The sequence below is a fragment of the Pseudomonas sp. B3G-3 genome (assembly GCF_028640915.1).
In the GTDB taxonomy this organism is placed as follows: Bacteria; Pseudomonadota; Gammaproteobacteria; order Pseudomonadales; family Pseudomonadaceae; genus Aquipseudomonas; species Aquipseudomonas chlororaphis_I.
In genome coordinates this window covers 33,692-54,103 of record NZ_JAQZAB010000070.1, presented here as the reverse complement: position 1 = coordinate 54,103, position 20,412 = coordinate 33,692, and the positions used below count along the sequence as shown (strand labels likewise).

Below are 20,412 nucleotides of genomic sequence, written 5' to 3'. Positions count from 1 at the left end.
CGCCTCAACCGCGACGAATCAGGAACACCCCCGCCAGGATCAGCACCAGCCCGGCAATCTTGCCGAGGCTGATGGGCGCCTCGCGAAAACCCGCCCAGCCGAAATGGTCCAGCGCCAGGGCCATGCCCAACTGCCCGGCGAGCACCAGGGCCATGAACAGCATGGCGCCGATCCGCGGGCCGGCGAAAGCCGCGGTGGCAATGAAAAACGCCCCCAGCAGACCGCCGCACCAGTGCCACCAGGTCAGGCTTTTCAAGGCACTCAGACCGGGCACTTCGCGCTGGGCCATGGCCAGGACCAGCAAGGCCACAGTACCGACAAAAAACGAGATCAGCGCCGCCGCCAGCACGCTGGAAACCTGCTTGGCCAATTGACCGTTGATTCCCGCTTGCAGGGGTAGGAAAGCACCGGCAATCACCGGCAGGCACAGCAGCCACCAGACAGGGGCAGGCATAAAGTTTCTCCAAATAAAATCCAGGCTGCGGATTATAAGGCAAGTTGACGCCAAATCCGTGACGGCGCCGACAGACAATTAATTGTATATATATAACTTTCGTTCTAGCGCTCTGAAACTTCGCAAATAAAAAACACAAGATACTGATTAATAATGTTTTATTAAAAACATTTCCGCTCGCCACACCTTTGGTATTAGTCCCTCCGCAGGAGCAAAAACAGCCGATATATAAGTTATTAATACCAAGTTGAGAATGGTGAAAAAAAGCCCTTGGACCTTTTATAGCGACAACGGACGAAAACATCTCCAGCAACAGAACTGGGGAGTTATCGAAAACAACAAAACGTTGTAACAGGTGCAAGGAATCTCACTCATGAAAACTCAAGTCTGGTTGAAAACAAGCACAGCACTGGCCCTGATCCTGGCCCTCGGCCTGACCGGCTGCAGCAGCGGCGGTGGCGGCCACAAGAGCAGCTCCGGCAGCTCCTCGCCTGACAGCGCGGCAGGTACCGACAGTGGTTCCGGCGGCTCCGGCGACGGTTCGGGTGGCGCAGGCGGAACCGGTGGAGGCACCGCAGGCACAGGCGGGACCGGCGGAATCGACGGTGGTACTGATGGCACAGGTGGGACCGGCGGCGGCACCGCAGGGACAGGCGGCACTGGCGGGACCGGAGGCACAGGTGGCGGCACCGGTGGCGGCGGCGGCACCAATCCGACCAACCCGACGAATCCGACCGATCCGACGACACCCACCACCACCCCGTTGGTCACTTCGACCCTGGTGTCCGACCTCGGCACCACCATCAGCGGCGTCGGCGACGGTGTCAGCACCCTCAGCAGCGCGCTGGCTCCACTTCCGGTAGTCGGTGGGGTCCTGCAAAGCGCGGTGAACACCTCCGGCAATGTGGTCGACACCGTAGGCGATGGCCTGACCAATGGCCTCGGCCAACTGGGCAGCGATCCACAGGCCTTGAGCAAGACCACGGCCATAGTCGGCAACGTGGTGTCGGACGTCGGCGATGGCGTCTCGGACATCAGCGGCAAACTGGCAACCAGCACCAGCAGCATTCCCCTGGTGGGCGGCGTGGTCACCCGGGTGGCGCCGGTACTCGACGGCGTCGGCAGCAAGGTCAGCATGCTCGGCGACACCCTCACCACCGTGACCAGTGGCGGCCCCCTGGGGACAGTGACAGACAAGGTGGGCAACAACCTGCTGGTACCGGTCGTCACCCTGACAGAAGGCCTGACCGGCAAGGTGGGCAGCGCGACCGGCCTGGGTACCCCGGTCGACGGGCTGGTCAGCCGGGTCGGCAGCGTGGTCGACAGCCTGGGTAACAAAATCACCACCACCGGCGGCGGCAACCCGCTGACCAATACCCTCGGTGGCACCCTGAACAACATCGGTACCACCGCCACCACGGCCGGCGGCCTGGCTACCACCAGCGGCTCGGGCACAGGTGGCGGCATCGGCGGCGCAGGCCTGCTGGAAACCGTCGGCGGTGCGGTGGTCAACCTGGGTAACGGCTTGAATGCGGGCAACACCAACACCCTGGTCAGTGCCGCGGGTGTCAGCGGTGCCTCGGTCGGCAACGTGGTGGCCTCGGTGGGTGGCGCCCTGGGCGGCACCGGTGTCGCCAATGTCGGCGCCACTGCGCCACTGGCCGGTGTCGGCGCCACGGTCGGTGCAGCGTTGAACCCGGTCACCACTACCGTCACCAGCCTGACCCAACAAGTCGGCGCCACAACCGGAGTGGGCACCCCCGTCGCCGGTCTGCTCACCCAGGTAGGCGGCGCCGTCAGCACGGTAGGCACCAGCATCACCGCCAGCGCCCCCAACCCTGTGGTGAGCACCGTCGGCCAGACCGTCAACACCGTCGGCGCTACCGTCGCCACGGTCGGCACCCTGGTCAACGGCGGCACCACCAGCGGCAGCGGGACCACGGGCACCACCGGCGTGCTGGGCGGTGTGCTCGGTGGCTTGACCGGAACCCTGGGCGGCAGCCGATAAGCGTTTTGCACCTGGCCGATTCGACGGCCCTACCTACAGCGCCTACGCTTGGTTGGAGACGAGGGATTCGATTGAGTCTCTCGTCTTTTTCTTGTCTGGAGCATGACGGTTGCAGTACTTGATCAAGGCCAAGACCCTGACAAGCGCCGCCGACTGAAGTACCTCTCGCGTTGCTGCGACTTGACCATGGAGTGTCCTATGCGCGCTTTGGCTCCCTTGCTGTTAGTCTCGCTTTGCTCATACGTCCACGCCGAAAACCTTCCCAGCTTTCTCAATAGCAACGAAACCATCCGCAACCTGCCGGTGCCCAACCTGCCGGCCGACGCCTATCGCCCCACGACCCCGGCGCCCAAGCTGGCGCCACCCACGGAACCCCAAGCCCAGCCCCTGATGATGGGCACCACCGTCAACGTCAGCACCGTGCAGATCGAAGGCGGCACCCTCTATCCGCTGAACGAGCTGGCGGAGATCTACAAGCCGCTGATCGGCCATGAAAGCACCCTGGCGCAACTGATCGAAGCCACCCGGGAAATCACCCGCCGCTACCAGCAGGACGGCTACCTGTTGTCCTACGCGTTCCTGCCGCAACAGAACTTCGACCAGGGCACCGTGCGCGTGGTCCTGGTGGAGGGCTACATCAAGGACTATCAACTGCAGGGCGATATCGGCCCGGTCTCGGCCTACCTCGACAAACTGGTGGCAAAACTCAAGGCTGAACGGCCGCTGACCCGCAAGACCTTCGAGCACTACACCACCCTGATGAGCCGTATTCCCGGGGTTACCCTGCAAGCCCAGGTGCCGCCACCGGGCACCACCGACGGCGCGGCCTACCTGATTGCCCAGGCCAGCCGCAAACCCTTCACCAGCAGCCTCAGCACCACCGACGACAACCGCAATGGCCTGCAAGCCCTGCTGGCGGTCAGCAGCAACTCGCAGACCGCCATGGGCGAGCAGGTAACCCTCAGCGGCCTGTTCCCGCCGGGGGACGATCACGAGCATTACTACCGCCTGGACTACAACCAGTTTCTCAATGACGAAGGCACCCAGCTGAGCCTGTACGGCACGCGCTACCGCGCCGACCCGGGGACCAATGTGCAGCTCGACAATGGCCTCGAACTCAAGCCCCATCGGGAAAACGATCGCTACTCCATAGGCTTGAGCCACCCGGTCATCGCATCGCCCAACGAACTGCTGATCCTGGGTTCGCGCCTGTACGCGGTCAACGACAAGACCCGCTATCAAGTGGTGGGTTATCCGCAGAGCGTCGAACTGAAAACCAACGTTCGCGCCCTGGCCTTCGAGGGTGACTGGCGCAAGGCCAACGCACGCCAACTGCGGATTCTCAGTGCCGGGGTGTACCAGGGGCTGGACGCCCTGGGCGCGAAGACCAACGACGACCTGTATGACCTGGACTTCTTCCGCGTGCGCCTGTCCGGCGTGCAGAGCGACAAGTTCTTCGACAACTGGCAAGGGGTGCTGTCGGCGGCCCTGTACTGGAGCCGCGACAACCTGCCCGACAGCGAGCGCGCGGTGTTCGGCGGGCAGAACTTCGGCCGCGGTTACCCCGACGACCAGGCGTCCGGCGACAAGGGCTGGGGCGCGGCCTACGAGGTGAACTACAGCTTCAATCGCGAAGACCGCTGGCTGCGAATCCTCCAGCCATACGTGGTGCTGGATCGCTCGCGCACCTGGTTCAACGAACTGCCGGTCAAGGGCAACAACCTGTCATCGGCCGCCGTCGGCCTGCGCTTTGGCGACGCCAAGTACTACAACATCTCCCTCGAAGCGGCCAAGCCGATGTCCGATGAAGCGCTGGACACCCACAACCGCCGCCCGCGCTACACCCTGAGTTTCAGCTACCAGTTGTAAAAAGCCCCTCAAGCCAAACGAACACGACCCGCTCGAAGGCGGGTCGTTTTGTTCAGGCGAGCATCAGAAGTCGTAGCGCACCTTGGCGGTGAAGGTGTCGGCAGAGAAGTCGGTCTTGGTCAGGTAGTTGTACGAACCGCCCAGGCTCCAGGCACCGACGCGATAGGTCGCGCCCAGGCTCGTTTCATAACTGTCGCGTACCGGCGAGGCACCGCTGGTGGTGAATGGCGTGCCCCCCAGGACAAAGGTCGAGGTGGTGTTGGCCTTGTCAGCGATGAAGTCGTGCCAGGCCATGACCCTGGCTTCCGGCTCCAGGCTGTCCTGGCCTAGATCGAACGCGGCGGCCAGGCGCGCGCCGATGCCCAGCTCGCCCACTTCGTAACGCTGGCTGGCGACATTCAATTCCACCGAGCTGCCTTTTTCCCGGTACGAATCGATCATCACGCAGGTTCAGGGATTGACCAGATGAATGTGCGGCTGCGGGAACAGCGTATTCAGGGTCTCCAGCAGGCGCACGTGGTAGATGGGTTTGCGGAACAGGTCCAGCACTTGCAGGCGCAACAGGTCGCTGACGTCGTCCATGTCGGCATGACCCGAGGTGACGATCACCGGCAGGTGCTGGCGGGAGGTGTGATCGCGCAGTCGCCGGATCAGCGACAGGCCACTCTCCTCCGGCATGCGCAGGTCGGTGATGACCAGCGCGATGTCGGGGTGTTGAGTGAGATGGGCCAGGGCGAGCTTAACCGAGGTCGCGGTGAAACAGCAGAAGCCTTCACCTTCCAGCAACTCGGCGAGCTCGAGCAGCGCGTCCTCTTCATCGTCCACGAGAAGAAGCTGCTGGCGTGGAAACGAAGAGGAGCTCATGGGCAATACCTGGAAAGTGACTTGCGTACTGAGGGTAGCGACGCCTCGATAAAGCCTTGAGGACTGGTTTTACTAGCCACCACTAGGAGCAGCAGGGGCAGCGGCAGGGTCGCCCTCCAGCGCCGCTTGCAGAGTCGTGAAGGTGCCGGTGATAGCCTCCGATATGCCAGGTACAAATGCCGAGATGGCCACGGCCACCATGCCGGCGATAAGTGCGTATTCGATCCCTGACGCTCCCTCGTTGTTCTTGAGGAACCGCAGGAGCCGAGAGGCCAGAAGGGTGATCCATTGGGTAGCGAGAATGAAGAACATCTGGTTTCTCCTCAATGCACCGAGTGTTGCAGCGTTGCAACATGATTCCCCTGTGCCAGCACAGCATTGTCAACAAACTTCCAGCCAACAACTGTAAGAACTGATTAATCATTAAGTATTAGTTCGTTCCCTTGGCGTCAAAAAAAACGCGACACCGGACAGAGCGCGGATGAGCCAAGTTATTTTCTCAACAGTAATGGCGTTTTGTTGCAGCTGTTCTACCTTCAAATAGCGAAATAGTTGCATGTTCATAGCTGCCTGATTGCGAAATTGGCTCGTTGGAATTTGCGAGTCGGTGATGCAGCGGGAAAGGGAGAGCCGTCATGAACAGTCGTATCACTATGGGGTTGGCTGGGGTGTTTCTGGTGGGGGCCCTCATTGCCGGTTACTGGGGGGTGGCATTGAGTCGTCGGCCCGCAGCGGAACCTGTAGCGCAGCCTTCCCCCACCACCGTGCAAACCGTCACCGCTTCCGCCGAAGATGCGACCCGCCAGCCCGTCGCGGTGCTGGTCCGCGACATCCCTCCGTTCGTTCCCATCAAGGCCGGCGATGTCACGCTGGAGCGGCTGCGTACCGCCCCCGCCGGCAGCCTCAAAAGTCTCGACCAGGTCATCGGACGCACCCCATGGCGGGCGCTGTCGGCGGGGACCTGGCTGAGCGAGGAAAGCTTCGAAGCCGGTGGCAGCGTGGCCCGCATGATCCGTCCCGATGAGCGCGCCCTGGCGGTCGCGGTAGACGAAGTCATCGGCGCCAGCGGGCAACTGAGCCCTGGCGACTACGTCGATGTGCTGCTGTTCCTGCGCCAGGACAGCAACAACCTGCTGCCCTCGGCCCAGGTCGTGGTGCCGGCCCTGCGGGTACTTGGCATCGGCGAGCAATTGGGCCTGACCAACGATGGCAAGCCGGGCTCGCCGCCCGCCAGTGCCGAGGAAAAACTCAAGCAGGATCAGCGTCGCCTGAACGCGCGCAGCGTGTTGCTGGCCGTCCCGGAACCCTTGCTGAGCCGCTTGATGCTTGCGGCCCAAGCCGGCGTGCTGCGCCTGGCGGTACGCAGCGCCGACGAGAAACGCCTGGCGCATTACTGGGCGGGCGAAAAAAGCGCGTCGAAGCATCTGCAAAACGTCGACAGGTCCCTGGTCCAGTTCAACCAGCTGGCCCTGTCCTCCCCCTCTCCCTCCACCGCCAGAACCTTCGACGCCGTAGCGCGTCGCGCCCAGATAGAAGTCATACGCGGCATCGAAGCGAGCCAACAAACACCCTGATCATGCAAGGACACTTCTTCATGTCCAATGATTCCCAGCCCCTGTGCAAAGGCCTGATCCGGGCTCTGATGTCGAACGGTGTGCCTGTCGAGGTCGGCGTACCGCTGCACAACCACGATCCGAACGGGTACTCGCCGTATTCCCTGGAAAACCGCAACTTCAATCAACGCAGTGGGCTATCGCAATGAGTCAGAACCTGAGCCAGACCTTCCTCGCGATCACCCGCAATGGCACCGACCTGGAATGGCTGCAAGGCGCCCTGGCGCCACTCGGGCAGGTGGTCAGCGCAGGCAACGGCAGCCTCGACGAGTTGCTGGCGCTGGTGGATGTGACGTGCGCCAGCCTGGTCTTCGTCGGCCTCGATCGCGAGCATGTGGTCACCCAGGCGGCGCTGATCGAGGGCGCGCTGGAGGCCAAGCCGATGCTGGCCATCGTCGCCCTGGGCGACGGCATGGACAACCAACTGGTACTCAACGCCATGCGCGCCGGGGCCCGCGACTTCGTGGCCTACGGCTCGCGCTCCAGCGAGGTGGCCGGCCTGGTACGGCGCCTGAGCAAACGCCTGCCCCAGGTCACGCCGAGCACCCAGCTCGGCGGCCTGACCGTGCTCTACGGCACCCAGAGCGATGCCGATGGCGCCCTGCTCGCCAGCCATCTGGCGCTGGTGGTGCAGAAGAGCGGCCAGCAGACCCTGTTGCTCGACCTCGGCCTGCCGCGCGGCGACAGCCTGGCGCTGCTGGGGCTGGAAAGTTCGTTCCACTTCGGCGATGCCTTGCGCCACCTGCGGCGCCTGGATGCGACCCTGATCGACAGTGCCTTCACCAGCACCGAAGCCGGGCTGCGGATCCTGGCCTATGCCGGCCATGACGAGCCACTGGAGCGCACCAGCGCCGCCGAGCTGTACATGCTGCTCAGCGCCCTGCGCCAGCACTTCCAGCACATCGTGGTGAACCTCACCGGGCAACCGGACAGCGAAGCCCTGCGCACCTTCGTCGGCCATTGCGACAAGTTGCTCTGGTACACCGACCAGAGCGTGCTCGACTGCCGCCGCAACCTCGCGGTGCTCAACCTCTGGCGCGAAAAAGGCATGAAGCTGGAACACGCGCGCCTGCTGGTCGACCGTTACCTGCGCGGGGTCGCGCCGGATGCGGAAACCCTGGGCAAGAGCTTTGCCCTGGAAGTGATCGCGGTCCTGGCCTACAGCCCCGAGGTGCGACTCAACGCGAAAAACCAGGGCGTCACCCTGTTCGAACTGGCCCCTCGCGAAGGCCTGACCCAAGCCCTGAAGACCCTCGGCGAGCGCCTGGCCAGGCGCTCCCAAGGGCTGCCCACGGCAAGGCCCGGCTGGTTCGAGCGCCTCAGGGGAAGTCGATGAGCACAGAAAAACTTTTTGGCGCCCAGCCCCACAGCCCCATCGGCAACACCGATCATGAAGGCCTGAAGCTGGTGCTGCATCGCTACGTCATCGACGCCATCGAGGAGTCGGGAAAAAACCTGCTGGAAGGTTCGCGCCAGGCACTGGCGCGCTTCATTACCGACAAGGTGGCCGAGTACATCTCCCGCCTGCACCTGGCGATTTCCCGCTATGAAATGGAGCGCCTGGCCGAAGAACTGGTGGACGAACTCACCGGTTTCGGCCCGCTGGAAGTGTTGCTGCGCGATCCGGCGGTGACCGAGATCCTGGTCAACGGCCCGCACCGGGTGTTCGTCGAGCGCGATGGCGTGCTGCACCAGAGCGACCTGCGCTTCATCGACGCGCACCATGTGGAGCGGGTCATGCAACGCATCCTCGCGCCCCTGGGCCGGCGCCTCGACGAGTCCTCGCCCATGGTCGATGCCCGGCTGCCCGACGGCAGCCGGGTCAACGCCATCATCCCGCCGATCGCCCTCGACGGCCCTTGCCTGTCGATCCGCAAATTCCGCAAGGACATGCTCAAGAGCAGCGACCTGATGGCCATGCAGACCATCGACCAGGCCATCTTCGAATTCGTCCAGGAGGCCGTGGGCAAGCGTTGCAACATCCTGATCAGCGGCGGCACCGGCACCGGCAAGACCACCCTGCTGAATATCCTCAGCCAGTTGATCAACCCTCACGAACGCCTGGTGACCATCGAGGACGTGGCCGAACTGCAACTGGGCCATCCCCATGTGGTGCGCCTGGAAACCCGGCCGCCGAACGCCGAAGGGCACGGCGAGGTCAAGGCCAGCGACCTGATCCGCAACGCCCTGCGCATGCGCCCGGACCGGATCATCCTCGGCGAGATCCGTGGCGTCGAAGTGCTCGATGTGCTGACGGCGATGAACACCGGCCACGACGGTTCCATGAGCACCGTGCACGCCAACAATGCCCAGGATGCCCTGCTGCGCCTGGAAACCCTGGTGGGCCTGACCGGGCGCCAGGTGGCCGAACGCACCCTGCGGCAGATGATCTGCGCGGCCCTGGACGTGGTGATTCAACTGACGCGCCTGCCCGATGGCCGGCGCTGCGTCAGCGAGGTGGTGGAAGTGGTCGGCGTGCGCGAGAACATCTACGTCACCAACACCCTGTTCCGTCTGAACCGACGTAGCGGTTTCGGCTTTCTGCGCGAAGCGGCCAACCCCGCTGGCGACAAGCTGCGACGCGACGCCGACTTGCCCATCAACTGAGCCAGGGAGCGCCACCGCATGCTGGGTCCCGTGCTGCTTGCCCTCCTGTGCCTGACCCTGCTGGGGCTGTCGGGCTGGATGTTCTACAGCGGCCTGCGCCAGGCCCGCACCGCCCGGGTGCTCGACCGCCTGGCCCAGGGGCAACCGCAACCGAGCGTGGAAAAGACCTCCTGGAACCGGCTTGAAAGGGCCTTTCTGCGCGCCGGCCTCGGTCGTCCCACCGAGCGCCTGGGGCTATGGCTGGCGGTCTGGGCCGCGGGCTGCATGCTCGGGTATGGGCTGGGCAAGTGGCCGGGGTTGCTCGCCCTGCTCGTCACGCCGCCCCTGTTGCTGCGCCTGTACATCAGCTGGCTGTACCGGCGGCGCCTCAAGCGCATGATCGAACAACTGCCGCCATTGCTCGACCATGCCGTGCGCAGCCTCAAGTCGGGACGCACCCTGGCCGACGCGGTGCTGGGCGGCATCGCGGCCGCCGACAATCCGTTGCAGCACGCCATGGGCCGGGTCCAGCGCAACGTGTTGCTGGGGGTCAACCTGCCGGATGCGGTGGCCGACTTCGCCGAACTGTACGAGCGCGATGAACTGCGCCTGTTCGCCCTCGGGCTCAAGGTCAACCACCGCTATGGCGGCAATGCCAGCGAGCTGCTGGAAAACCTGATCAAGCTGATCCGCGAGCGCGACCAGGCCGCCCGGCAACTGCGCGCCATGACCGGCGAAACCCGTATCACGGCGATGGTCCTCGCGGCCCTGCCGGTGTCACTGGCCGGCTATTTCCTGATAGCCAACCCGACCTACCTGATGAGCATGTGGAACCAGAGTGGCGGCCAGATGATGCTGCTGGCCGCCTTCGGGTTGCAGGTCGTCGGTTGCGCGCTGCTCTGGCGCATGCTGCGGAGTGTTTGACATGACGGCCTTGCTGATCAGTGCGCTGCTGTTTCTCGCCGCCATGCTGCTGATGCTGAGCAGCTGGCTGGAGCAGCGCCGGCGCACGCGCCAGGTGACCGAACGCCTGCTGGGACACCTGGCGCGCGACAACCCACTCGGCAACTGGCTGCATGTGCTGGGCGACAGCAAGATCGGCCAGCATGCGGTCAGGCTCGACAACGAAACCCAGTTGCTGCTCAACCGCCTGGGCTGGCGCAGCGCGCGGCAACGCTCGCTGTTCGCCGCCTGCCAGATCGGCGTACCGATTCTCGCCCTGGGCCTGACCCTGGTGATCCAGGGAGTGTTTTTCCCGGCGGCGAAAAACCACTGGGTCGCCCCGGTGTTCGCCCTGAGCCTCGGCTACCTGTTGCCCAAGCGTCTGCTGGCCATGGCCGCCAGCAGGCGGCAGAAACAACTGGCGGTCGATATCTCCACCTTCATTCCCCTGCTGCGCATCCTGTTCGAATCGGGCATGGCGGTGGAACAGGCCCTGCGGGTGTTGAGCAAGGACGCGCAGAAACTGCTGCCGGCCCTGACCCAGGAGTTGCGCCTGGTGCTGGCCCGGGTGGATTCCGGCCTGGAACTGGGGGAAGAACTGAACAAGTCCGCACGACTGCTGGCCGTCGATGAGTTCACCGACACCTGCGTGATCCTTCAACAACTGATCCACCAGGGCGGTGGGGCGATGAAGTCGTTGCAGTCGCTCAAGCTGCTGCTCGATGACCGGCGCCTGACGCGCCTGCAGGAATACATCTCGAAGATGTCGGCGAAAATGTCCGTGGTGATGATGCTGTTTCTCTTCCCGGCGTTACTGATCGTCCTGGCCGGACCTGGCGTCAGCGCCATTGCCCGGGCTTTCGCCCAATAGATAGAAGGAAGCAGCGGCTCACACTGAATGGCAAAAGCCGGTATGCAGGACGCAACAAACCCTCGGGGCTGCCGGGGTTTGCTGCGTGTTGGGAGGGATTAGTGCGCGGTCACGCGCTGGCGCAACCCCGAGTTGCTGGGTGCCAACGCCAACGCCAATTGGGTACGGTTGTGCATATGGGTCAGGCGCAGTACCTGGGACACATAGAGCTTCACAGTATTTTCCGTGATCCCCAGTTCACAGGCGATCTGGTAGTTGGTCTGCCCCTTGCCCACCAGGCGGGCCACATCCAGTTGCCGGGGCGACAGCTGGCTGAAGATCGCCGGAATTTCGACCTGCTCCACCTCGCCGCCGCCCTGGTCCGACGCCTGCGTCGTCGGTGGTGCGAGTGGCGCGCGACGCACTTTGTCCAGGTCCTGGTAAAGATCGTCGATGGATTCGGAAAGGAACTGCAGCTTCTGGTTCAGATGCCCCAGCTGCAGGTTTTTCTGCCGCTCCTGCAAGGTCGCTTCCTGGCGTTGCAGGCCGGCCAGCAGTTCATCGAGGTCGATGGGTTTCTGGTAGTAATCGGCGATGCCGGCGCGCAAGGCCTTGATCACATCCTGCTTGTCGGCCTGGCCGGTGAGCATGATGGCTTCGAAGACCCGATGCTTGCCGGCGATGCGCTGCAGTTCCTGCACCAACTGGATGCCATCGAGATCGGGCATGTGCAGGTCGCACAGCACCAGGCCGATTTCGGCATCTTCATTGAACTGCTGGATCGCCTGACGGCTGGACTCACAAGGGACACAGCGATAACCGCTGCCTTCAAGAAACTCGCAAAGCTCTTCGACTATCAGCGACTGGTCGTCGACCACGAGTACTTTGATGCCGGATATAAGCTTGTTCACGCGCAACTCCATGCCTGGCAAGCCCAAGACGAATGCTCCTGCCCTGCCGCGTCCACTTCGGGCAGGTACAGGATAAACGTAGACTACTTTCCGACTATGTACATAGAGATAGATGGCATGACGACTAGCGGATCCACAGCAGGGTCAGGGTCATGCCGACAAGGACAAAAGGGGCAAAGGCGTACTTTTGCCCCTGCCGCGGATCGAGGTGGCGCAACGACCTCGCCAGCGGTTGGTCGGCAGCGGGCAACAGCCGGGGCGCGAGCAGCCACCACAGGCCGCTGGCCAGCGCGGCACCGATGAAGGTACCCAGCAGGTGCAAGGGATCGGACGCCAGCCCCAGGGCCGCCAGGAGCTTCACGTCACCGCCGCCCATCCGTCCCAGCACATAGCCCGGCACGGTCAGCAGCAACGCCAGCAACAGCGCCTTGCCTCCGTCCACCGCATCGGCTCCCAGCCAGGTGTTGCCGGCCCACAGCAAGTAACCCAGCGCCAGCAGCGCGACCCCCAGGGTCAAGCCGTTGGCGAGATGACGCTGGCGGATATCCTGCACCGCACACAGCCCCAGCCAAGCCAAGAGAATCCAGTTCTGCATCGGTTAAAAAACATCCCTTCTGGCTGAATGATCCTATGCTGACATGACCCACTAGCAGTCAGGGTAGACGCCGCCGTGAAAGTGAACCTGCCGGGAAAACAAAAAGGTGCCGTGGCCATCGAGTTCGCCATGGTCTTCATCATTTTTTTCGCCGTGTTTTATGGCCTGGTCAGCTACAGCGTGCCGCTGTTGATGGTGCAGTCCTTCAACAAGGCGACTGCCGAAGCGGTGCGGCGCAGCGTCGCCCTGGACCCGACCATGCCCGGTTATGACGCCGCCCTGATAGCACGCGCGAAGACCACCTTGCGCGAGCAACTGACCTGGATTCCAGAGGCCTTCGACTTCGACGCCAACAGCGCCAGCGATGCCACCGTGACTTACGCCGGCGGCCTGCTCACGGTGCGGGTCCACTACTCCACCGACAAGCTCAGGCAGGTCATCCCCTTCCTGGTGCTGCCGGGCATGGGCAGCGTGCCCGCCCTGCCGGCGAACCTCAGCGCTCAGTCGAGTCTGCAATTTTGAGCTCGGGCGACAAACTCCTCGGGCGTTTTCTCGGCCGCACCACGCCCCAGGCGCTTCCTCCCGCACCGCCCCTGGCCACGCCTGGGGTCGGCCTGCTGGTGCATCTGGACCACAACGCCCAGGTGCTGCAAATGACCGGCCCGCTGCGCCACGCCCTGGCCCAGCCGCCGGCCGCCGAGGGACCGGCGTCGCTGCTGGATTACCTGCTGGCGCACAGCGCGCTGAGCGTCGAAGGCACTCCTGGCGACTGGCAGGGACACGTGCTCGACCTGGACTTCCATGGTGCTGGCGGGCAAACCCTGCACCTGCGCGGCTGGGTGCAACCGTCCACCCAAGGCTGGCTCCTGCACCTGCTGGATATCGGCGACCTGCTGCTGGAGCGCCAGCAGGCGCAGCAACGCCAGGACTGCCAGCAGTTCGCGGCGCAGATCAGCGAGCAACTGCGCTTGTGCAGCCTCTTCCGCCTGCCCGAGGTGCTGCATGAGCAACTCCATGCCGTGGCCCAGCACTGGCATATCCCCTGCCTCGCCCTGGCGCTGCTCGACGACCAGGAACAGGGTTGGTACATCCATGGCCTGTATCAGGCCGCCGAGGCACCGCAGCTGTGGCACAAGGGCCAGGTCCTGGGTACCGGGCTGGACAGCCTGAACGGCAATGCCCCGCAGTCGCTGACCTTCACTCAAGGCCTCGGCGACCATCCGCGCCTGCAACGTGCGTTCGGCAACAGCGAGGGCTTTGTCGTGCCCTTTCGCGACGATCATGGCGTCGCGGCCTGGCTGCTCTGCGGCTTCTACCCGGCGCGCCAGCTGGCACCGCAATTGAGCGAACGGGACTGGCTGCAATTGAGCGCCGCCCTGGCCGGGCCCCTGCTCGGACGCTTGCGCGAACAACAGCACCATCACCAGCTGGAGCGCCTGGAGGCCCTGCAAGGTTTGCTCGGCACCGGTTGGTGGGAGCTGTTCCCGCAAAACAACGAGATCCAGCTGGCACCGCAGCTGGCCCTCAACCTGCTACTGGAACCCCAGACCCGGCGCCTGTCGCTGCAGGCCTGGCTGGCCCTCATCCACCCCGCCGATCGCCAGGAGCTGAGCAGCCGCCTGCAGGAGTTGCGACAGGGTAAACCCCTGCTGCTCTGCGTACGCTTGCAACGGGCCGACCCGCAGTTGCCGGCCATCTGGTACCGCCTGCAGGGGCAAGCCCTGGGCATTGGCCAGAACCAGCGTTTTGTCGGCTTCATGCTGGACATCAGCGACATCAAGAACCAGGAACAGCAGGCAGCCGCGGCACACGCCCGGCTGGACAACCTGATCGCCCATTCGCCGGCAGTGATCTATGTCCAGCGCTATGTCGAGGGCGCGCTGCAGCCGACATTTTTCAGCGACAGCCTGCAACCGCTGCTCGGCTGGAGCCTGAACGACTGCAACGACGGCGCCCTGGCGGAACGGGTGCATGCCGACGACCGCGACCGCTACTTCGAGCGCAACCGGCAACTGCTGCGCGAAGGCGCGGTGCGCAGCCGCTACCGCCTGCTCGACAGCCGTGGCGAGTACCACTGGGTGCTCGACGAGGCCAGGCTGCTGCGCGACGACCTGGGCATGCCGGTCGAGGCCGTCGGCCTGTGGCTGGACGTCACCGACGCCACCCTGGCCGCCGAGCAGATCCGACTCAGCGAGGAGCGCTATCGGATCCTGGTGGAAGACTCCCCGGCGATGATCTGCCGCTACCTGCCCGACCTGACCCTGACCTTCGGCAACCGGCCCCTGGCGACCTACCTGGAATGCCCGCCCGAACAACTGGCCGGGGCCAACCTGGGTGACTGGCTGTCCGCCGAACAACACGCCGCCTTCGTGCAACGCATCCGCCAGCTGACCCCGGAATTTCCGGTCAGCACCGCGGAAATCAACCTGCAACTGCCGGGGCGCGAACACGCCTGGTGGGTCTGGTCCGACCGCGGGGTATTCGACGCGCAAGGGCGCCTGCGGGAGATCCAGGCCGTCGGCCGCGACAATACCGAAGTCCGTCGCTCCCAGCTGCAACTGATGCAAAGCGCGAAGATGGCCACTCTGGGTGAAATGGCCACCGGGCTGGCCCATGAAATCAACCAGCCGCTGAATGTCATGCGCATGGCCATCGTCAACGTGCTCAAGCGCCTGAACAACGGCGACGTGCAACTCGACTACCTGCAGGACAAGCTCAAGCGCATTGATGCCCAGGTCCAGCGGGCCGGCCGGGTGGTGGACCATATGCGGGTGTTTGGCCGCAGCTCGGAGATCGAGCAACAACCTTTCGACCCGGCCCAGGCCGTGGAAGGCTGCCTGTCGCTGCTGGCCGACGGCATGCGCGGCAAGGGCGTGGAATTGCGTATCGCGCCAATCGACTTCAAGGTGCAGGTCCGCGGCCACGTCGATCAGCTTGAGCAAGTCTTGATCAACCTGCTGGTCAATGCCCGGGATGCGCTGCTCAGCCGGCGCGAGCAGGATCCGGACCTGCGGCCGTGGATCGCGATACGCGCCGAGCATGACCCGCAGCGGGTGCGGCTGCTGGTCGAAGACAATGCCGGCGGCATCGACCCACGCCTGCTGGGGCGCATCTTCGAACCCTTCTTTACCACCAAGCCGGTCGGCGTGGGCACCGGGCTCGGGCTCTCGGTGAGCTACGGCATAGTCGAGAACATGGGCGGGCGCCTGAGCGTCAGCAACACCGACGCAGGCGCCTGTTTCTGCATCGAACTGCCGCTGGTACAGAGCGATCAGAGCACCAGGTAAGCCCGGCCGGCCTGGCCGCAACTGAGGTTGGCGCCCACGTCGACCCGGCCCAGATCGATGCCCAATACCGCCAGGACATTGTTCAGCAGCGGGTCCAGCAACGGGCCGAGCAAGGAGCCGATCGCCGTGGCCAGCAGGCTGACCACGCCGTTCAACGCTGACAACAGGGTATTGAGCACCACCCCGAGCAGGCTGCCGATGGTGGGTGGATGCTGAATCAGCGAGATGCCGGTCAGCGACTCGCGCAGGCTGCTGACCACATTCGCCGCAGTCACGCTGTGCCAATCGTCGTCCGCCAGCTCCTGCTTCATTTTCGGTGGATTGACGAAGGTGAAATTCGGCTCGTGGGTGCCGGCGATCGAGGTGTCGATCATCACCTCGCTGCCGCCGCCGGCAAACGAGGTACGTGCCCCGCAAGGACCAGACAGCCCCTGGCAGGTCCTCGCGCCGATATCCACCAGCGGCAACGGGCTCACGCTGACCTGAGCGGTCGAAGACGCCCAGTTGCTGGCGTCCACCCGACCGACCTTGAGCTTGACCGCGGCGGTGGTGGTGTCGACGGAAAGACTGTTGTCGCTGTCGCTGGCGCAGGTATAGCCAGTGACATGACTGTCGCCAGCCGCCACTTCAAGGCTGATATCCAGGTTCGCGCCGTCCGGCAGGATCAGCAGGTCGGTCTTTACGCAGGAGACGCCGAGCACACAGCTGAGATTGAGGCTGAGAGCTGTATTGAGCGTACCCACCAACGGCGCCAGCACAGCATTCACCGCCTGCAGCACGTTATTGATCAGCGAGAGATCCACCGTTAGCAACGCCCGTACCTGGGCGGTACGCACATAGATGCGATTGGGCCCCAGCGGGTCGGCGGCGGCCAGTTCCGGGTTGCCGATGGCGAACTCGGGAGGTGACACAATCTTGACCCGGGTGGTGACGCCCGCCAGCCCCAACACACTCACCGGCAGCTCGACGGCCGCGGCGCTCTGGCTGCTGGCCAGTTGCAGGAATGCCTCGACCAGGCTCAGCAGCTGGACGTTGGCATCCAGCCCGGCGTCCGCGGTGCCGGTCTGCAACTTCAACAGGTCACCCAGCTTCACCGGGACCGTATTGATCGCAGCGGCCTTGATGCTGCCCAGGGCTGTCAGCACCTCGAGGGTGGCGCCATTTCTCTCGGCCACGCTGATGGCGGTCTGGAGCAGTTGGGTAATGTCGGTATCGACGTCGAGCAGCTCACTGTAGTTTCCGGCGCTCACATTCAGGTCGATGGCCAGCTGATTCAGGTAACTCAGCAGGCTGATGTCGGTATCGACCAGGCCTTGCCAACCGAGCAGGCTGACATTGATCGCGCTACCCGCCAGGCCACCGAGGGCCCCGTTCAACAGGTTGAGATCGACCAGCGTGCTGCGAATCGTCAATTGCGCCAGCGGCGGCTTGGGCTGAGCCGCCACCGCCGTGGCACTCAATGAAGTCGTGGCGCTAACGGGATTGTCGGAAAACAGATTGGTTACACCGAGGGCAATGCTGGTGGGCACCCTCTCACTGACCACCACCCGGATGGCGCTGGCCTGGCTGGCATTGGGGCTGAAGGTGCGCAGGTTGTCGGCACCGGTCTGCAGCGAGCCGCAGGTGGCTATCAGCGGCCTGTCGTCTCCCACCGCAAAGCCGTTGCGCGTCGCGCTTTCTCTGGCGAATGCCGCCGCGCTGAGTCCGGCCTGGCAATTACCGCCCCGCGCCACCGCCTCCAAGGCGGCGTTATCGGCCACTCGCTGCAACTCGCGCTGATCCAGGTACAGGCGCCCGCTGTCGACCACCACCAGCGTGCACAACACCGCCGTGCCCAACGCCAACGCCCCTATCAGACCAATAGCGCCACGCTGCCGAGCCGGTCCGGAAAACTGCGTGCGGGGAAACATGAAGCACTCCTTTGCCGGCGCACCGCCGGGCGCAACCTCCGCTGGGTGAAAGGAGTGTAGTCAAGGCTGCAACACAACGCTGGCGACCTGCCAGCGCTGTGTTTGGGAAGTGGCCGCGGAGGAATGCCGCAACTTACCTGGGCGGATAGTTCGCCAGGATCCGGCCGACGGTCTCCCTGATCGCCGTGCTGCGATCGGCGGGGTTCGGCGTGCTGCTGAGTATCTGCTCGTCGCTGCCGCGCCACACCAGCTTGCCGTCCTTGCCATCGAGCAGGTCGATCTGGATGGTGGCGACCTTGTAGGTGATGTTGCGGGTTTCGTTGTACATCGGCGCGCCCCAGTAGCCGTTCCACGGGCCACCCCAGCCGCCGCCGTAATTGGTGGTGACCTGCTGCTGGCGGTTCTCGACGATCAGGTAAGTCTGGACGTTGAGATCAGCCTTTTTGCCCGCCGCGGCCGGGCGCAGGCCGCGCTGGTCCAGTTGGTCGCTGACCGCCTGGCGGATGCGCTGTTCGGTCAGGTCGCTCTTGATCCGCGGATCGTCGGGGCGGTATTGCAGGGCGGGTTCCTTGAAGCTCCAGCTGCGATAGGCAGCGAAGTCGCGACTGGCATCGAAGTCATGGTTGACCTGGTTGGCGGCGCAGGCGCTGAGCAGCGCGGCCAGGGCCAGTGAAGCAAGAGGGCGGAACATGATGTGTCTCCAGAAGAGCAAATGCACCTGAAGGGATGTCGCTAGGGTCCGTACGAAAGTCGGCGAGCGAAGGTCAGAGCAAGCCTGTTCTCAACCCAGCCCAGCGTGCAGCTTCGTACGGAGCCTAACTAGGAGGATACGCCGCCATGGCCTTTTCCACAGCCTCGCGCAACGCATCGGCGCGCTCGCTCAGGCTGCCCTGGCTCGAGGTTTCCGCGCTGGCGCTCCACACCGGCTGGCCACTGCCGCCGTCGAACAGGTTGACCCGCACCACCACGACTTCCACCTCGTAGGTACGCACCACCGGCACTGTGTTGTACATGCCGTAGCCGGGGCCGTAGCGGTTGTAGCCATAACCTCCGTAACCGTAGCCGTAGTCGTCCTGCACCTGGCGCAGGCGCTTTTCCAGGTGCAGGTCGGCGCTGACCCACAGGTCCGCCGGGCGGTTGTCGTGCAGCGGGCGCAGGCCGCGCTGGTCGAGGGCATTGCTGACCGCCTCGGCGACCTGCGCCGAATCGGCCCAGGCCGAGCCGTTGGGCAGGCGCCCGTCGCGCCAGGCCCAGCTGCGATAGCGGCCATAGTCGCGCTGGGGCGCCGGATAGGCGCTGCGGTCGAAGGTGCCGGCCGCCTGCGGGGGCGCCGGCGGCAACGGATTGGAACTGGCGACATAGGGATTGGGGCTCTGGCAGGCCGCCAGCCCCAGGGACATCACAAGCAAACCAGCGTGGCGTTTCATTTCGGGCTCCGCTCAGACCGGACGGCAAATCCAGTGCAGGTAACGCCCAAGCCCGGCAAAGCTTGGGTGACGACGATAGGCCAATTCCATTTCCAACAGATCCAGCAACTCGGCGCGGGCCTGGAATTCCACCGGCATGTAGTCGTGGAAAACCCGTACCCCGCTCTGGGTTTCGACCCGCCACAAGCCGTCGAGTTGCGCCGCCAGCTCCCGTGGATCGAGGGGCTGTTGCGGGGTCAGGCTCTGCTTCTCGCCGGCCATGTCGTTCTTGCGCATCTTGCGAAAGTGGCCCTTGAGCAGGTTGCGATAGATCAGCGCATCGCGGTTGTAGAAGGCCAGCGACAGCCAGCCGTCCTGAGTGGTCAGTTGATGCAGCACCGGCAGGATCGCGTGGGGCTCGGCCAGCCATTCCAGCACCGCATGGCACAGCACCAGGTCGTAGGGTTCGGTGAGCTGGCCCAGCAGGTCCTGCCAGGGCGCCTGGATAAAGGTCGCCTGCTGGCCGGCCTCGGCGAAGCGCTGGCGGGCGCCTTCGAGCATCGGTTCGGCCGGCTCGGCCAGGGTCACCTGATGGCCACGCTGGGCCAGCCACAACGACATGTGCCCCAGCCCGGCGCCGATATCCAGCACCCGCAGCGGCCGGTCCGGCAAGGCTTCGGCCAGGTCCGCCTGGAGCACCGCCAGGCGGATCGCGCCCTTGACGCCGCCGTAGATCTTTTGGGCGAAACGGGTCGCCAGCTGGTCGAAATGACGGTCGCTCATCAGCTGAACCGCCGTTCGCTGTCGGCCAGCTTGCTGCGCACCACCTGCTCCAGGTCCAGGCCCAGCTCGCTGCACAGCAGCAACAGGTACAGCACGATGTCACCGACTTCCTGGCCGGCGTGGGCCAGCTTGTCGGCCGGCAGTTGCCGCGACTGGTCTTCGCTCAGCCACTGGAAGATTTCCACCAGCTCGGCCATCTCCACGCTGGCGGCCATGGCGAGGTTCTTCGGGCTGTGAAATTGCCGCCAGTCATTGCGGTCGCGAATGGCGTGCAGGCGTTGGGTCAGTTCGTCTAGGTTCATCGGGGTCTCCTGAAGGCGTATAGCTTCGGGGG

General features: G+C 64.3%; 20 protein-coding genes and 1 pseudogene. 10 read left to right on the top strand and 11 right to left on the bottom strand.

Features of this window, described 5'->3' with window-relative positions:
* Positions 1-4 precede the first annotated feature (4 nt).
* Positions 5-454, bottom strand: coding sequence for a DMT family transporter (locus tag PVZ80_RS07580; RefSeq protein ID WP_016703794.1), 450 nt, complete (start codon positions 452-454; stop codon positions 5-7).
* Between the two features lie 373 nt (positions 455-827).
* Here PVZ80_RS07580 and PVZ80_RS07575 point away from each other — a divergent pair, with 373 nt between their 5' ends.
* Both PVZ80_RS07575 and PVZ80_RS07570 read left to right on the top strand, forming a co-directional pair.
* The gene (locus tag PVZ80_RS07575) at positions 828-2,462 is read left to right on the top strand and encodes a collagen-like triple helix repeat-containing protein (protein WP_273863619.1); all 1,635 of its coding nucleotides are present in this window, start codon (positions 828-830) and stop codon (positions 2,460-2,462) included.
* A 198-nt stretch (positions 2,463-2,660) separates the two neighbouring features.
* Entirely contained in the window at positions 2,661-4,331 is a 1,671-nt protein-coding gene (locus PVZ80_RS07570) for a ShlB/FhaC/HecB family hemolysin secretion/activation protein (RefSeq protein WP_257375043.1), read from the top strand.
* 63 nt (positions 4,332-4,394) lie between these two features.
* Here the strand turns inward: PVZ80_RS07570 and PVZ80_RS07565 are convergent.
* From PVZ80_RS07565 to PVZ80_RS07555, 3 genes and pseudogenes are all read right to left on the bottom strand, one after another.
* A pseudogene (locus PVZ80_RS07565) lies at positions 4,395-4,775 on the bottom strand (autotransporter outer membrane beta-barrel domain-containing protein); the annotation flags it as partial.
* 6 nt (positions 4,776-4,781) lie between these two features.
* Positions 4,782-5,195: a response regulator gene (locus PVZ80_RS07560; protein WP_028681576.1), complete on the bottom strand. Its 414-nt coding sequence runs from the start codon at positions 5,193-5,195 to the stop codon at positions 4,782-4,784.
* A 72-nt stretch (positions 5,196-5,267) separates the two neighbouring features.
* A complete protein-coding gene (locus PVZ80_RS07555; protein ID WP_273863618.1) occupies positions 5,268-5,507 on the bottom strand; it encodes a Flp family type IVb pilin in 240 nt (79 codons plus the stop codon).
* Between the two features lie 323 nt (positions 5,508-5,830).
* Here PVZ80_RS07555 and cpaB point away from each other — a divergent pair, with 323 nt between their 5' ends.
* Genes cpaB through PVZ80_RS07525 form a run of 6 tightly spaced genes read left to right on the top strand, consistent with a single transcriptional unit; the run spans position 5,831 to position 11,207 of the window.
* Positions 5,831-6,769, top strand: a complete 939-nt coding sequence (gene cpaB, locus PVZ80_RS07550; RefSeq protein ID WP_081362783.1) for a Flp pilus assembly protein CpaB — start codon at positions 5,831-5,833, stop codon at positions 6,767-6,769.
* 20 nt (positions 6,770-6,789) lie between these two features.
* Positions 6,790-6,957 carry a hypothetical protein gene (locus PVZ80_RS07545; RefSeq protein WP_273863617.1) on the top strand — a complete coding sequence of 56 codons (168 nt, stop codon included), beginning with the start codon at positions 6,790-6,792 and terminating at the stop codon, positions 6,955-6,957.
* The gene (locus PVZ80_RS07540) at positions 6,954-8,144 is read left to right on the top strand and encodes an AAA family ATPase (protein ID WP_124298429.1); all 1,191 of its coding nucleotides are present in this window, start codon (positions 6,954-6,956) and stop codon (positions 8,142-8,144) included. The genes PVZ80_RS07545 and PVZ80_RS07540 overlap by 4 nt, the downstream gene beginning before the upstream one ends.
* Complete coding sequence (locus PVZ80_RS07535; protein WP_009046793.1) at positions 8,141-9,415, top strand: CpaF family protein; 1,275 nt, start codon at positions 8,141-8,143, stop codon at positions 9,413-9,415. The genes PVZ80_RS07540 and PVZ80_RS07535 overlap by 4 nt, the downstream gene beginning before the upstream one ends.
* 18 nt (positions 9,416-9,433) lie before the next feature.
* Complete coding sequence (locus tag PVZ80_RS07530; protein ID WP_273828972.1) at positions 9,434-10,318, top strand: type II secretion system F family protein; 885 nt, start codon at positions 9,434-9,436, stop codon at positions 10,316-10,318.
* Position 10,319: 1 nt separating this feature from the next.
* Positions 10,320-11,207, top strand: a complete 888-nt coding sequence (locus tag PVZ80_RS07525; RefSeq protein ID WP_053268129.1) for a type II secretion system F family protein — start codon at positions 10,320-10,322, stop codon at positions 11,205-11,207.
* A 98-nt stretch (positions 11,208-11,305) separates the two neighbouring features.
* Here PVZ80_RS07525 and PVZ80_RS07520 read toward each other — a convergent pair whose 3' ends face one another.
* Positions 11,306-12,097 carry a response regulator transcription factor gene (locus PVZ80_RS07520; protein WP_009046790.1) on the bottom strand — a complete coding sequence of 264 codons (792 nt, stop codon included), beginning with the start codon at positions 12,095-12,097 and terminating at the stop codon, positions 11,306-11,308.
* 124 nt (positions 12,098-12,221) lie between these two features.
* A complete protein-coding gene (locus tag PVZ80_RS07515) occupies positions 12,222-12,692 on the bottom strand; it encodes a prepilin peptidase (protein ID WP_273863616.1) in 471 nt (156 codons plus the stop codon).
* Positions 12,693-12,767: 75 nt separating this feature from the next.
* Here PVZ80_RS07515 and PVZ80_RS07510 point away from each other — a divergent pair, with 75 nt between their 5' ends.
* Both PVZ80_RS07510 and PVZ80_RS07505 read left to right on the top strand, forming a co-directional pair.
* A complete protein-coding gene (locus PVZ80_RS07510; RefSeq protein ID WP_009046788.1) occupies positions 12,768-13,214 on the top strand; it encodes a TadE/TadG family type IV pilus assembly protein in 447 nt (148 codons plus the stop codon).
* Positions 13,211-15,979 carry a PAS domain-containing sensor histidine kinase gene (locus tag PVZ80_RS07505; RefSeq protein WP_273863615.1) on the top strand — a complete coding sequence of 923 codons (2,769 nt, stop codon included), beginning with the start codon at positions 13,211-13,213 and terminating at the stop codon, positions 15,977-15,979. Before PVZ80_RS07510 ends, PVZ80_RS07505 begins: the two co-directional genes overlap by 4 nt.
* Here PVZ80_RS07505 and PVZ80_RS07500 read toward each other — a convergent pair.
* The 5 genes from PVZ80_RS07500 to PVZ80_RS07480 form a co-directional block, all read right to left on the bottom strand.
* Positions 15,964-17,889 carry a TadG family pilus assembly protein gene (locus PVZ80_RS07500; RefSeq protein ID WP_273863614.1) on the bottom strand — a complete coding sequence of 642 codons (1,926 nt, stop codon included), beginning with the start codon at positions 17,887-17,889 and terminating at the stop codon, positions 15,964-15,966. The genes PVZ80_RS07505 and PVZ80_RS07500 overlap by 16 nt on opposite strands.
* A gap of 133 nt (positions 17,890-18,022) precedes the next feature.
* A complete protein-coding gene (locus PVZ80_RS07495) occupies positions 18,023-18,580 on the bottom strand; it encodes a DUF4136 domain-containing protein (protein WP_009046785.1) in 558 nt (185 codons plus the stop codon).
* Positions 18,581-18,704: 124 nt separating this feature from the next.
* Positions 18,705-19,316, bottom strand: a complete 612-nt coding sequence (locus tag PVZ80_RS07490; RefSeq protein ID WP_009046784.1) for a DUF4136 domain-containing protein — start codon at positions 19,314-19,316, stop codon at positions 18,705-18,707.
* A 12-nt stretch (positions 19,317-19,328) separates the two neighbouring features.
* Positions 19,329-20,078: a methyltransferase gene (locus PVZ80_RS07485; RefSeq protein WP_273863613.1), complete on the bottom strand. Its 750-nt coding sequence runs from the start codon at positions 20,076-20,078 to the stop codon at positions 19,329-19,331.
* Positions 20,078-20,380: a MazG-like family protein gene (locus PVZ80_RS07480; protein ID WP_009041990.1), complete on the bottom strand. Its 303-nt coding sequence runs from the start codon at positions 20,378-20,380 to the stop codon at positions 20,078-20,080. The genes PVZ80_RS07485 and PVZ80_RS07480 overlap by 1 nt, the downstream gene beginning before the upstream one ends.
* Positions 20,381-20,412 lie beyond the last annotated feature (32 nt).

Excerpts from the sequence above, each read along its gene's own strand:
- PVZ80_RS07580 (WP_016703794.1), bottom strand. The coding sequence starts at position 454 with ATGCCTGCCCCTGTCTGGTGGCTGCTGTGCCTGCCGGTGATTGCCGGT.
- PVZ80_RS07575 (WP_273863619.1), top strand. The coding sequence starts at position 828 with ATGAAAACTCAAGTCTGGTTGAAAACAAGCACAGCACTGGCCCTGATC.
- PVZ80_RS07570 (WP_257375043.1), top strand. The coding sequence starts at position 2,661 with ATGCGCGCTTTGGCTCCCTTGCTGTTAGTCTCGCTTTGCTCATACGTC.
- PVZ80_RS07560 (WP_028681576.1), bottom strand. The coding sequence starts at position 5,195 with ATGAGCTCCTCTTCGTTTCCACGCCAGCAGCTTCTTCTCGTGGACGAT.
- PVZ80_RS07555 (WP_273863618.1), bottom strand. The coding sequence starts at position 5,507 with ATGTTCTTCATTCTCGCTACCCAATGGATCACCCTTCTGGCCTCTCGG.
- cpaB (WP_081362783.1), top strand. The coding sequence starts at position 5,831 with ATGAACAGTCGTATCACTATGGGGTTGGCTGGGGTGTTTCTGGTGGGG.
- PVZ80_RS07545 (WP_273863617.1), top strand. The coding sequence starts at position 6,790 with ATGTCCAATGATTCCCAGCCCCTGTGCAAAGGCCTGATCCGGGCTCTG.
- PVZ80_RS07540 (WP_124298429.1), top strand. The coding sequence starts at position 6,954 with ATGAGTCAGAACCTGAGCCAGACCTTCCTCGCGATCACCCGCAATGGC.
- PVZ80_RS07535 (WP_009046793.1), top strand. The coding sequence starts at position 8,141 with ATGAGCACAGAAAAACTTTTTGGCGCCCAGCCCCACAGCCCCATCGGC.
- PVZ80_RS07530 (WP_273828972.1), top strand. The coding sequence starts at position 9,434 with ATGCTGGGTCCCGTGCTGCTTGCCCTCCTGTGCCTGACCCTGCTGGGG.
- PVZ80_RS07525 (WP_053268129.1), top strand. The coding sequence starts at position 10,320 with ATGACGGCCTTGCTGATCAGTGCGCTGCTGTTTCTCGCCGCCATGCTG.
- PVZ80_RS07515 (WP_273863616.1), bottom strand. The coding sequence starts at position 12,692 with ATGCAGAACTGGATTCTCTTGGCTTGGCTGGGGCTGTGTGCGGTGCAG.
- PVZ80_RS07500 (WP_273863614.1), bottom strand. The coding sequence starts at position 17,889 with ATGTTTCCCCGCACGCAGTTTTCCGGACCGGCTCGGCAGCGTGGCGCT.
- PVZ80_RS07495 (WP_009046785.1), bottom strand. The coding sequence starts at position 18,580 with ATGTTCCGCCCTCTTGCTTCACTGGCCCTGGCCGCGCTGCTCAGCGCC.
- PVZ80_RS07490 (WP_009046784.1), bottom strand. The coding sequence starts at position 19,316 with ATGAAACGCCACGCTGGTTTGCTTGTGATGTCCCTGGGGCTGGCGGCC.
- PVZ80_RS07485 (WP_273863613.1), bottom strand. The coding sequence starts at position 20,078 with ATGAGCGACCGTCATTTCGACCAGCTGGCGACCCGTTTCGCCCAAAAG.
- PVZ80_RS07480 (WP_009041990.1), bottom strand. The coding sequence starts at position 20,380 with ATGAACCTAGACGAACTGACCCAACGCCTGCACGCCATTCGCGACCGC.